An 11,225-nucleotide genomic window follows, 5' to 3' on the forward strand; every position below is an offset into this window, starting at 1 on the left:
GATCGGCGGCTGCCCGAGCGCCCTAGCAGTGCTGATGCCGGCGTCGAATCAGCCGATGCGCAGATGGCGCACGCCGCACGTCGTCGGGCGGTCACTCCGTCGGCGCATCTTCGCGCAGCGCATGGAAGAGCTCGTCTTCTTGTGCGCAGTGCAGCCGCAACACGGCGTCGAGCCCGTAGAGCAGCCGCTGGTACTCCCTGATGCGGCATGCGTCCGGCCCGTCCGGCGGCGAATCGTCTACCATGTGCTGCAGGAGCAGGATGACGCGAAAGAGTTCGCGGTGCATCGCGCTCATCGCCGCCAGCGGATCATCGCCGCCGACCAGCCGGGCGAGTTGCGGATAGAGCAGCGCGTCATCGTGCTGTTCGTGGGGCAAAAGCGTCCCGCTGAGGGAAGCGCACAAGCGGCGCAGTTCCATGCCAGCGGCGTGACCAGGCATGGCTGGCAACCTGTCCGCGAGGCTGCGGATCTGCTCCATCAGCGGCGCCAGCGCCGCGTGCTCCTGGTTCAGGCGCTCAGCGTCGGCCGTGGACAGGCGCTCTGCAGGCACCGACGGGTCGGCACGCAGGGCGCGCAGCGCATTGGCGATGACCAGCACATCGATCACCTCCTGCAGCAAGGCGCCGGCCAGTGGCGGCAGGTAGCCGAACGCGGCGACCGCCATCGCCACGAACGACAGGCCCATGCCGGCCATGGCGCTTTGCACGGCCAGCCGGCGCGACCGGCGGGCAATGCGCACCGCGTCCACTAGCCGGTCAAGCCGGTCCACCAGCAGCACGATATCCGCGGCTTCCGACGATGCCGCGGCGCCGCGTGCGCCCATGGCCACGCCGACGTCCGCGGCGGCCAGCGCCGGTGCATCGTTCACGCCGTCGCCCACCATTAGGACGGTGCCGTCGTGGCGCGCCGCCTCGATCGCGGCAAGCTTCTGCGAGGGGGTGAAGTTGGCATGGACCTCGTTCACGCCAAGCATCGCGCCTATCGTCTCGGCGACATCGGGCCGGTCTCCCGTAAGCATGGCCAGCCGCCGTATGCCCGCCTTGCGCAGCAAGCGCAACGCGCGCGGGGTGTCCATGCGAATCAGGTCCACGAACTGCAGTGCCCCGACCAGCACGCCATCGACCGTGACCAGCGAGACCGAAGCGCCTTCGTAGGCCGCGCGTTGCAGCATGGCCTGGCACCAGGGCGGCCCGGCATCTCTGCCGCCGGCAAAGGCGGGCGATCCCACTGCCACCGCGTGCTCGCCGACCCGCCCGGCAACACCAGCACCGGCGGTCTCGGTCATGCCCGACGGCAGGTCCAGGACCAAGCCTCGCTCGCGCGCCGCGGTCGTGATGGCCTCGGCGACGACATGGCCGGAGGCCTGCGCCAGTGAGGCGGCGACGCGCAGCACGTCGGGCGCTGGCCATCCGGGCGCGCTTTCGATGGCGGCGAGGCGGGCCCTGCCACCCGTCAGCGTCCCGGTCTTGTCGAAGAAGAGGATGCTCGCCTGCGACAGCCTCTCAAGCGCGCCGCCGCCCTTGACTAGCACGCCGCGCCCGGCGCAACGCGACACCCCGGACACGATCGCCACCGGCACAGCCAGGATCAGCGGACAGGGAGTGGCGACCACCAGCACCGCCAGCGCCCGTGCGAGCTCACCGCTGGCAAGCCAGGCAAGCCCGGCGACTAGCAGGGTGACTGGCACCAGCCACAGTGCATATCGGTCGGCCAGCCGCGCCGCGGGCGGGCGCTCCGCGCGGGCGGTGCGCACCAGCCTGGCGATGCCGGCGAAGGTGCTGTCCGCCGCGGTGGTCGCTGCCACTATCTCGAATGGGGCGCCCGCGTTCAGCACACTGCTGCGCACGGTCTCGCCGGCGAGGCGCGGCCGTGGCAGCGACTCGCCAGTGAGGGCAGATTCGTCCAGCGTCGCCTGGCCCAGCAGTGCGCCGTCCACGGGCACCACTTCGCCATGTCGGACCAACAGTCGGTCCCCCGGATTGACAACATCGAGAGAAACCGCGCGCCATTCGCCGTCCTCGAAGCGGTTGGCGGAGTGCGGGGCGCGGCTGAGCAGGGCGGACATTTCCCGCTCGGAGCGGGCCTGCGCATAGTTCTCAATCGCCCGGCCACTCTCGATCATCAGGGCCAACACGGCAGCCGCGAGGAGTTCACCAAGCGCCAGCGCCAGTCCGATCGCCAGCAGCGCCAGGACATCGACGCCCGCTTCCTTTCGGCGCAGCGACTGCACGATGGCGACGATCAGCGCGCCGGTGACGACCAGCGCACCAGCCGCCCAGGCGAGCCTCGCGGCCACCGCTGCACCGAAGGCAAAGAGCAGCAAGCCAGTTCCCAGCGTGCCGGCCGCAACTGGCAGCAAGCCGAGGTCGAAATTGCGAAACCCGATGTGCATGGCGACCCGATTCCCCGCGTAACTGCGCGCCCTCTGCGAGCCGACTCTTGCTGATGCCCTCAGATGACAGCAGATTCTGCCGCGCCGGCGGCGGCGCAGTCCAGGCTGCGCGCCGAATCAGGCACTGTGCCTGTAATAGTAGTCCAACAGACACAGGGCCGTCAGCGCCCCGGGGTGGACCGCCGTCCACTATGTTCCTATGGATAAAGCCCCCCGCACGCCTATGAGAACGTCTTTCACCCAGGTCACGGCCCTGTTGCTGGCGCTGTTGTGCGCGAGGCAGGCCGCGGCGCAGCCTGCCGGGCGCAGCGTACCGGTCCTCGTCTACCATCGGTTCGCCGCACAGGCCGTGGATGCGATGACGGTGCGCACCGAAACCTTACGTGCGCATCTGCGCGTCTTCGAGAAGACCTGATACCAGATCGTGCCACTGGCCCAGGCTCTCGCCTGGCAGGCGGGCGCCCCGGATACGTTGCAGCCGCGCGCCGCCGTACTAACCGTGGATGACCGATATCGCTCCGCTGGATCGATACGCCGGCGCACAGCGTGCCGCGATGCTGCCCCTCGGCTGGCACGAAGCGCGTCGGCCGGAAGATGGCGCCGGTGTCCAACGCGTTCAGCTCGCGCGCAAACGCCTGAGCGTCAATCGAGGGCGCACCGACCACGCGGAACGGCATGGCCGTGCCGCGGCCGACACTGACCTCGGCCCCTTCCACCAGCCCCACGTCCGCATACAGCGACAGGGCCTCAGCGTCCCGCAGGTTGGGCGATATTGGCACCCAGCCGAGCCCGGTGTCGCCATACCGCATCGCCCGTCGATATTGCGCCATCGGCACCACGACCAAGTCAGCGCCGATACCTAGCCGATCGTTGAACAGCCGCGCCAGCTCGCCCACCGTCATGCCGTGCACGAGCGGAAGCGGATATGAAACAATGGTTCGTCCGCCGCTTTGCAGCAGAGTGACGCAGAAGGGTGGATTCTTATCCCGGCTACGCCGTCCTTCACCGCAACAAAGAAGCCATCTGAATGGCACTACCGGCAGCAACCGTTTGAACCCGACCACAGGGATCTCGCAGGAGAATCTGTTACTCCAGATACATGCGCATCGTCCGGACATGCCTGTTTCCAGGCGTCCAATCGGGCAGGTAGTCATCTTTCACCCGCCGCCCCAATAGCATGCAGGATCTCATCCCGACTTATCGAAGATGCCGGCTTCGAGATCTTTCCTGAAATGCTGAACCCAATCGGTTTCATCGCCGATTGGGTATTCCCTTGTAACTTGTGTCGATAGTCTGGTTACCGTGACGTAGCCCTGTAAACCGATGTTCTCGTCGCCTTTTGGGTCAGTCGTATCCGTCTCCACGAGTTCGAAATCATCTGCTGCCAGATCATTACGCTGCAAGGTCGCAAGAAAGTCCTGTTGTTCATCCGGTTCGATCAGTCGCATCGTTGGCCCCTCGCTGTTCAAAGGGGCGAATACCGGAACTCTCTTTCAACGATTCCAGTTTCATTTCAGCCCTCCTACGTGTGGGCAGTATTGGGTGATGCCCACTGCCCGCTCGGCTTACATCACGCCACCTTGACCTCAATGCGGCTCGGTTGTGTGTGTTCGGCTTTCGGGATGCGTAGCTTGAGCACGCCGTGGTTGAACTCGGCGACAACCTTTTCGGCATCTAGTTCCTTGGATAGCGTGAACACGCGCCGGTAACGGGGCAGGGAAACCTCCGTGTAACTGGCTTCCATGCCCTCCGGCAGATCGAGGACGACTTCGCCCTTGATTGTCAGGATACCGCCTTGCACCTGCACGGCCAGCTTGTCCTTGGGCACACCGGGCAGATCGGCGTATAGGGTAATGCCTGCGGCGTCCTCGTACACATTCACCGGCGGCATCAGGGCTGCTTCAGGGCTGGCAGTTTCGGCTTGCTTGGTGACAGCAGTATTTTCGCTCATGGCCAGATCCTCCTCGCTCACTGGATGCTGATTTGGCGCGGCTGCGCGGCCTCGAGGCGCTGGATGCTGATGTGCAGCACGCCGTCGCGGTACCTGGCCTCCACCGCCTTGGGATTCACGTCGCTTGGTAGGCTCACCACACGGCGGAAGCGGCCGGCGAAGCGTTCATCGATATGCACGGAGGTTTGCTCGTCCTTGTCGGGAAGATCGGGCTTGCGTTCGCCGACAATGGTCAGCACGCTCTGCACCAGCTGCACGTCGATGCTGGCCGGATCGACGCCAGGGGCAAAGGCGTAGATTTCCACCGAGTGGGGTGTGCCGCCTACATTCATGGCCGGAAAACTGACCCGACCGCGAATGCTGGGAGACAGCTCGAATGGCTGCTGCCACTCGCGCTGTAGGCGTTCCAGCTCTGAGAATATGTCACGGGGAAACAACGATCGATACATCATGTTTGCCTCCATTCGCTTTCGCGTGGGCGCCATATTCGGACGCCCCCGGTTGCAATGGTACGGCTTCGCCTGCGGATTTCAAGGTCTTGATTTGACTGGTATTCGACATCATTCTTCGGAGAAGAAGGGCAGGCCCTCGAGATCGGAAAAGGGGAACACGCATGGAGTTCCATGACTACTACAAGACGTTGAGGGTGGCGCGCGATGCCACGGCGGAGGACATCAAGAAAGCGTTCCGCAAGCTCGCGCGCAAGTTCCATCCGGACGTTTCCAAGGAGTCCGATGCCGAACTGCGCATGAGGCAGCTCAACGAGGCCTACGCCGTGCTCTCCGACCCGGACAAGCGCGCCGCGTACGATCAATTGGGGCGAGGCTATCAGCCCGGCCAGGAGTTCCGTCCGCCGCCGGACTGGGACACCGGCTTCGAGTTTTCCAGTCGGGGTTTCTCGCCCCAGGAAGAGGCCGATTTCAGCGACTTCTTCGCCGAGCTGTTTGGCCATGTGGGGGGCAGACACCGCGGCTCCCATGCACACGGTGGCAGCTTCCAGTCACGCGGTGTGGATCACCACGCCAAGGTGCTGCTGGACCTGGAAGACGCCTTTACCGGCACCACCCGCCAACTTTCGCTGCGCTTGCCAAGCATGGACGCCCAAGGCGTGGTGCAGTTGAGGAGCCGGACCCTCAGTGTGAAAATTCCCAAAGGCGTGCGCGAAGGTCAGCTCATCCGTCTGGCCGGGCAGGGGGCGCCGGGGATGGGCGGCGGGCCGGCGGGGGATCTTTTTCTGGAGGTGCATTTCAATCCGCACGACCGACTGAAAGTGAAGGGGCGCAATCTACACCTCACCCTGCCGGTGGCGCCATGGGAGGCGGCGCTGGGGGCGGTGGTGCCGATCAATTTACCTGGGGGCGAACTGAAGGTGCGCATTCCCTCTGGCGCCCAGAGCGGCAGCGAGCTACGTGTGCGCGGCAAGGGCATTCCCGCTAATCCACCGGGCGATCTGCTGCTGGACATCCAGGTGGTGTTGCCGCCGGCAAACACCCCCAAAGCGCGGGAGTTCTATGAAACCATGGCGCGGGAAATGATTTTTAATCCGCGCCCGGATAGGAGAGCCTGACCCATGTCTGATGATGACGTTCTGATCGGCTGCCTGTTGGATGAAGCTTGGCTGACTCTGGAGCAAGTGGCGGCAGCCTGCAAGGTAGAGTCAGAGTGGCTCATGCAGCATGTAAATGAGGGCTTATTTCCCCATGCGGTAAGCGTCGCTGGCGTCTGGCGGTTTTCCAGCGCCAGCCTTCGACGGGCGCGGCGCATGCGTCAGTTGGAGCGTGACTTTGACGCCATACCGGAACTGGCTGCTATGGTGGCCGACCTGTTGGAAGAAATGGATGATCTGCAAGCGCGGCTGCGCTGTACCAGTCGGGGCTGAGCGCTACATGGATGCGCAAGCCTGGGCCGTTGAGCCTGGTCGAACCGTCTGCTGCCAACTCGTGCCCCCTGGCCCCTGATGGGCGTAAACGCTATAAGGGGCGGCCTGCTGGTGGCTGCACGCGCGCCCGCAGGGCCCGCCGCCAGAGCCACTCTCTTGCGTACTTCAACGCGGCGATTTTTACTACCTCGTTGCAGCCAGCCTTCAAGTTGGAGTGCCCGTTTGGGGTACGTGAATGACCGCTGACCGCCGTGGATTCAACCGGTGGATGCAACGGATTGGTGAAATCGTCTGGGGCTGTTTCGCACACTCTGTTCGTTCCCACGCCGCGTTGCCTCGGTGAGGAATGGGCTGACGATAGGCTTCCGTTGTTCATTGAGTGTCTCTTCCTCGGTATAGTGCCGCAGACGTCGCTGCGGACTGGTCTCGAACGATTACTTACTTGGGGAATGTATGAAAACACCGAACTCCGGCTTCCATGCCGCTCCGTTCGACGTTCCGAACGTTGATCACTTTCGCTTCCACCGGCCTCACGCGCATCTTGCCCCGGCGTTCGGCAACGACAGGTTCGCGCTCAAGGCCGAAGCCTTCGCGCGTTTTTTTGGGACGCCCATTTTTTTAGGGGCACAGACGGTAATCGTCGCCATCTGGATTGGGGTGAACGCCCTCGGTTTCACCAGGTTCGACGTTTACCCATTCATTCTCCTTAATCTGGCATTCAGTCTCCAAGCGGCCTATGCCGCGCCGCTCATTTTGCTTGCTCAGACGCGACAGGCAGCGCGAGACAACGCCCACGCCGAGGCTGACGCGCAACACAGGGAGGCCCTTGCTATCGCTAACGAGCAGCGGCAGGCAATTGCCGCGCAGAACGCGGCACAACTGCTGGAGTTGCTGCAGCGGAATACGGAACTGACCGAACTTACCCAAAAATTAACTGTGCGTGTCGAAACGCTGACCGTCGAGTTGCATGAGAAGCTCTTGCAAAAAGACTCAAAACCATAAAGCCGACACCCTGCCCATCAAGGCTGAAGTGGACGTTCGTGTTGGTGAGGTACTGGGAGTGAGCCAAAAGCGGGGGGGCAAATCCGTCAGGAAAGGGGTCTATTGTGTACTGAGACCGATTAATGGCGTTGTCAAGTTGGCGAAGCGGTCGGGTAAGATGAGACGATGAAGAAGAAATCGCTCTTCATGGCCACCGGTTTCCGGCGGCGATCATCAGCTGCGCGGTGCGCTGGTATTTTCGCTTCAACCTGAGTCTGCGCGACATCGAAGAGTTGCTGTTCGAGCGCGGTGTCGTCGTGACCTACGAAACCATTCGCCGTTGGTGCGAAAAGTTCGGCGCCGGCTTCGCGCATCGCGCCAAGGTCGCACGGCGCAAGCCAGGCAGCAGTTGGCATCTGGACGAGATGTTCGTGAAGCTGCGCGGTGAGCCCTACGCCCTATGGCGAGCGGTCGACGGACATGGCGCCGAACTCGACATCCTGCTGCAGAAGCGGCGCGACAAGGCTGCCGCTGCGTGCTCGACTTCCGCAAGCGTGGATCAGGAACTCGCGCAGCGCGTCGGCCGGCTTGTCGAGCTTGGGGCCGGCCTGCCACAGCATGCCGACCTCCATGTCCGGCACCGCCGCGGCGATGGTCCTGGCCTCGATCTGCTTGCCCTCCAGCGACCACGGCCGGTACACCATATCGGTCAGCACGCCGAAGCCGGCCGCGGCGAAGTAGCGAAACTGCCGCAGGGTGATCTCCTTGGCGATCCTTTTCGGTGCCCCGCGTGACTTGGCCATGGCCATCCCTCCGCTACGGGCCTCTGCGAAGTGCTTTTTAGCAGGCGCGGATCTTTGCCGGCATCCCGGCCGCCATTGGGAGAGTATAATTTCACGTTTATGAAACAACATGGAAAACCGCCTCCTCGCTGGCTTTCCTTCTGCACAAACGCCCCCCATGCCACGGTCACTACCTGATCCGACTCCACCGTCGCGCGCGACGATTCGCACCATTCACCAACTGGGCGACCGGATTCGAGCAAGCCGGGCAGGGAAAGGAATGCCTATTGACCAGGCGGCCAGGCATTCCGGTGTCTCCATCGGCATGCTGTCCAAGCTCGAGAACGGCAAGGGGGTCAATCTCGAGAATGCCCTGCGTTTATTGGACGGACTGGGTTTGACGATGCTGGTCGTTCCCAAGGCGCATGCGCCTTGGCTCGAACAGGCAGCGGCCCATGCGGCCAAGATTGGCGAGGATGTGGCGTGGGACCAGAATGCTTAGCTAGTTGCGTCGCGTGGCGCCGTGGCGTGGAAGCGGTCATACTGATTCCGCACCTCCCGCCATCCGATATCCCATGGCCCGGTAGCCTCGTTGGCGCTTGTCCCAGCGCTATTATGCGCATAATAGCCAGCAGGGAGGCGATTATGGGCCGAACAACAGAAGCTAGGCCGCGCAAAGCGGCGAACGTGACTTTGCCCGCTGACCTAAATGAAGAAGGCAAAGCCCTCGAATTGAACTTCTCGCGTGTGTTCGAGATGGCAATGCGCGAAGCGATCCGCGTCGAGCGAGGTAACCGTTGGGCAGCGGAGAACGCAGATTTCATCGCGTCGCAAAATGAGTTCGTCGAGCAGCATGGGCTGCCACTTGCTAAGCATCGGATGTTCTGATGGCGCGATTCGACGTCTATGCGAACAAGGACGACACAGCCCCGCGCCTTTCCTCGTTGACGTTCAGAGCGAATTTCTCGCCGGCTTGAGCACAACTGTCGTTGTGCCTTTGATCAGGGCCAATTCGCATCCCGGGGCCTCGGCTACCACCCCTGATCCCGCCTTTCGAGTTCCAGGGGATTCGTTGCGTGTTCTGTCCGCCTTTCATAGCAGCAGTTCCCAAGCAAGCGATGGGCGAGCGAGTCGGATCGTTGCGTGCTGAAAGCGGCGTCCTCGTGACGGCGATCGACCGCTTGATGGGTGCCTTCTACTCAGCGGTCCGAAATATAGGCGACAGATGGGGCGTCGAAGAATGAGCGCACAAGCCGGCGGTTCTTCTTCACGTCGTGCAGATGCTGCTCAACGCGGATTTCCAGTTTCTCGCCCGCTCGCAACGGATTGCGCGCCACACCAGTTCGCTTGAGATGACTCCACACGAACTCGTCGGGATTCGGGTCGGGCGCGTAACCCGGCAGCACATGCATCGTGAGCTTTCCCTTGGTCGATTCGATGTACTCGCGCACATTGGCCTTCTTGTGTGCTGGCAGTCCGTCAACGATCAGATGCACTGGGCGGTTGCGGCCCTTCATCATCTTCTTGAGCAATTCGATGAATAGCTCCGCGCTCAAGGCCCCTTTGTAGGTCGCAAACCAGAAGGCACCTTTGGCGTTCACCGCGGACGCGGCGGAAATCGATTGGCGCTGCCCGGGGCGCTCAATCACCGGTGTCTCGCCTTTGACCGCCCAGGTCTTGCCATGCACCGCGTCGGCTCGAAATCCTGATTCGTCCCAGAAGTAGATGTCCGCACCGCTTTGCTTGGCCGCAGCCGCAATGCCCGGAAACGATTCACGCTGCCAGCGCTCGACGGCCTGCGGATTCACACCAAATTTCTCATCGATGAGCGTGGCCACAATCTGTCGTGTCCACAGCCCGAAGTCCATGGTGCTTCTTGGCACGCTAACATCCAGAAGACTGAGAGTCGACTGCGGGAAATCTTGCTGATTTTCCGTATCGTTTTGCCGGAGGCGCCAAAGTTCTCCGAAAGTCTTTCGCAGCTAGATTTCCGGACGCGCGAGCTCTTTGCCTATGTTGAAGCCAACGGCGGCTCGACGATCTTCTATGGAAAGCGGCATCGCGACGGCCGACCGATCTCAACAGCTATGGCTGAGTCGGCGGTCAATCAGATTCTTAACCAACGCATGTGCATACGGCAACAGATGCGATGGTCGCCGTGGGGAGCCCACCTACTGGCGCAGGTTCGATGTGTCGTCATCAACTGTGACTTAAAGGAACGACTCACAGCCTTCAGGCTGCGTATGAAGGAGCTACCCGCTGAAGTGGCTGAGTTTCCTGAGCGGCTGGGGCGAATTGCTGAAGCCGAACCCCAAGGTTTCTAACGCTCCCAGTCGCTCGTTGCCGTGGAAGTCGTCTATCCGCCAGGAGCCGCTTCATTGCCGCATAGCCACGCCAAGTCGGCGTTCATTAACGCATATGTTGTCGCTGGCAACATCGCCAGCAAGGTGAACGACGAGCCGGAACGCATCTACAAAGTCGGGGAGGCGTTCTTCGAGGAACCTGGCTCACGCCATCCTGTGAGCCGCAATGCGAGCAAGAGCGAGCCCGCGAAGCTCCTGGCCGTGTTCGTGGCTGGCGCTTCGGATGAGGTGGGGCCTCTGGTCGGTGGGCATTTTCGAAAGTTTTGGCCTGTTACTACTTATCAATTCTACGCGACAACGGATCAATTCTGCCGAGGCGGCGAGCCGCATCATATCTGCAAGCGCGGACACGATCTGCCTTCGCAGACTCCGCACCTACAAAGGAGAACACCATGCATTTCCTCGACGGGGCCCTGCTGCCCGAAAACCAGGAAAAACTTGTCATCACCGCTGCTCCGTACGGCCCGCAATGGGAGCCGGGCGACTTTCCGTCTGACATCCCGGTCACGATCGAGGAGCAGGTGCAAAAGGCGGTGGACTGCTACAACGCCGGCGCCACCGTGCTCCATTTCCATGCCCGCGAGGACGATGGTTCGGGCTGCAAGAACCTCGACCGCTTCAACGAGCTGCTATCGCGCCTGAAGCAGGCGGTGCCCGACATGATCATCCAGGTCGGCGGCTCGATCTCGTTCGCACCGGTCGAAGAAGGCGCGCCCGCCGAGTGGCTGAGCGACGAGACGCGTCACATGCTGGCGCGCCTGAAGCCGACGCCGGAGCAGGTCACCGTGGCCGTCAACACCGGCCAGATGAACACGGTGGAGATCATGACCCCAGAGGACTGCGCAGGAACCTCTTTCGAGCGCAAGGCGGTCTACGA

General features: G+C 62.5%; 12 protein-coding genes and 6 pseudogenes. 11 read left to right on the forward strand and 7 right to left on the reverse strand.

Annotated features, from left to right (window positions below):
• Positions 1-91: 91 nt before the first annotated feature.
• Positions 92-2,392, reverse strand: coding sequence for a heavy metal translocating P-type ATPase (locus AC1Q7H_RS19945; protein ID WP_211983019.1), 2,301 nt, complete (start codon positions 2,390-2,392; stop codon positions 92-94).
• Between the two features lie 256 nt (positions 2,393-2,648).
• Here AC1Q7H_RS19945 and AC1Q7H_RS19950 point away from each other — a divergent pair, with 256 nt between their 5' ends.
• Complete coding sequence (locus AC1Q7H_RS19950) at positions 2,649-2,807, forward strand: hypothetical protein (RefSeq protein ID WP_211984617.1); 159 nt, start codon at positions 2,649-2,651, stop codon at positions 2,805-2,807.
• Positions 2,808-2,910: 103 nt separating this feature from the next.
• Here AC1Q7H_RS19950 and AC1Q7H_RS19955 read toward each other — a convergent pair.
• From AC1Q7H_RS19955 to AC1Q7H_RS19970, 4 genes and pseudogenes are all read right to left on the reverse strand, one after another.
• Positions 2,911-3,318: pseudogene (locus AC1Q7H_RS19955) on the reverse strand (exo-beta-N-acetylmuramidase NamZ domain-containing protein); the annotation flags it as partial.
• A gap of 261 nt (positions 3,319-3,579) precedes the next feature.
• On the reverse strand, positions 3,580-3,840 hold the full coding sequence (locus AC1Q7H_RS19960; protein WP_153954514.1) for a transcriptional regulator: 261 nt from the start codon (positions 3,838-3,840) through the stop codon (positions 3,580-3,582).
• Positions 3,841-3,962: 122 nt separating this feature from the next.
• Complete coding sequence (locus AC1Q7H_RS19965) at positions 3,963-4,343, reverse strand: Hsp20/alpha crystallin family protein (protein ID WP_153954515.1); 381 nt, start codon at positions 4,341-4,343, stop codon at positions 3,963-3,965.
• A gap of 17 nt (positions 4,344-4,360) precedes the next feature.
• Positions 4,361-4,795 carry an Hsp20/alpha crystallin family protein gene (locus AC1Q7H_RS19970; RefSeq protein ID WP_013958692.1) on the reverse strand — a complete coding sequence of 145 codons (435 nt, stop codon included), beginning with the start codon at positions 4,793-4,795 and terminating at the stop codon, positions 4,361-4,363.
• Positions 4,796-4,956: 161 nt separating this feature from the next.
• Here AC1Q7H_RS19970 and AC1Q7H_RS19975 point away from each other — a divergent pair, with 161 nt between their 5' ends.
• The 4 genes and pseudogenes from AC1Q7H_RS19975 to AC1Q7H_RS19990 all read left to right on the forward strand — a co-directional run.
• Positions 4,957-5,910, forward strand: coding sequence for a DnaJ C-terminal domain-containing protein (locus tag AC1Q7H_RS19975; RefSeq protein ID WP_492381612.1), 954 nt, complete (start codon positions 4,957-4,959; stop codon positions 5,908-5,910).
• 3 nt (positions 5,911-5,913) lie between these two features.
• The gene (locus AC1Q7H_RS19980) at positions 5,914-6,222 is read left to right on the forward strand and encodes a chaperone modulator CbpM (protein WP_492381613.1); all 309 of its coding nucleotides are present in this window, start codon (positions 5,914-5,916) and stop codon (positions 6,220-6,222) included.
• 453 nt (positions 6,223-6,675) lie between these two features.
• Positions 6,676-7,224, forward strand: coding sequence for a DUF1003 domain-containing protein (locus AC1Q7H_RS19985; protein WP_492381614.1), 549 nt, complete (start codon positions 6,676-6,678; stop codon positions 7,222-7,224).
• A gap of 165 nt (positions 7,225-7,389) precedes the next feature.
• Positions 7,390-7,736, forward strand: a pseudogene (locus AC1Q7H_RS19990) (IS6 family transposase); the annotation flags it as partial.
• Positions 7,737-7,745: 9 nt separating this feature from the next.
• Here the strand turns inward: AC1Q7H_RS19990 and AC1Q7H_RS19995 are convergent.
• Positions 7,746-7,937 (reverse strand): annotated as a pseudogene (locus AC1Q7H_RS19995) (hypothetical protein); the annotation flags it as partial.
• A gap of 178 nt (positions 7,938-8,115) precedes the next feature.
• Here AC1Q7H_RS19995 and AC1Q7H_RS20000 point away from each other — a divergent pair.
• From AC1Q7H_RS20000 to AC1Q7H_RS20010, 3 genes are all read left to right on the forward strand, one after another.
• Positions 8,116-8,487 (forward strand): helix-turn-helix domain-containing protein, encoded by a 372-nt coding sequence (locus tag AC1Q7H_RS20000; RefSeq protein WP_492381615.1) that lies wholly within the window; start codon positions 8,116-8,118, stop codon positions 8,485-8,487.
• Between the two features lie 143 nt (positions 8,488-8,630).
• Positions 8,631-8,873: a type II toxin-antitoxin system CcdA family antitoxin gene (locus AC1Q7H_RS20005; protein ID WP_492381616.1), complete on the forward strand. Its 243-nt coding sequence runs from the start codon at positions 8,631-8,633 to the stop codon at positions 8,871-8,873.
• On the forward strand, positions 8,839-9,135 hold the full coding sequence (locus AC1Q7H_RS20010; protein WP_371827441.1) for a CcdB family protein: 297 nt from the start codon (positions 8,839-8,841) through the stop codon (positions 9,133-9,135). The genes AC1Q7H_RS20005 and AC1Q7H_RS20010 overlap by 35 nt, the downstream gene beginning before the upstream one ends.
• Positions 9,136-9,184: 49 nt before the next feature.
• Here the strand turns inward: AC1Q7H_RS20010 and AC1Q7H_RS20015 are convergent.
• A pseudogene (locus tag AC1Q7H_RS20015) lies at positions 9,185-9,850 on the reverse strand (IS630 family transposase); the annotation flags it as partial.
• A gap of 2 nt (positions 9,851-9,852) precedes the next feature.
• On the opposite strand from AC1Q7H_RS20015, the pseudogene AC1Q7H_RS20020 reads away from it, so the two are divergent.
• From AC1Q7H_RS20020 to AC1Q7H_RS20030, 3 genes and pseudogenes are all read left to right on the forward strand, one after another.
• Positions 9,853-10,316, forward strand: a pseudogene (locus AC1Q7H_RS20020) (ISKra4-like element ISBte2 family transposase); the annotation flags it as partial.
• Positions 10,316-10,576: pseudogene (locus tag AC1Q7H_RS20025) on the forward strand (cupin domain-containing protein); the annotation flags it as partial. The pseudogenes AC1Q7H_RS20020 and AC1Q7H_RS20025, both read left to right, overlap by 1 nt.
• A 164-nt stretch (positions 10,577-10,740) precedes the next feature.
• A partial coding sequence (locus tag AC1Q7H_RS20030) for a 3-keto-5-aminohexanoate cleavage protein (RefSeq protein ID WP_492381617.1) occupies positions 10,741-11,225 on the forward strand: 485 nt, incomplete at its 3' end.

The sequence above is a fragment of the Cupriavidus sp. GW823-FHT06D04 genome, from assembly GCF_058795055.1.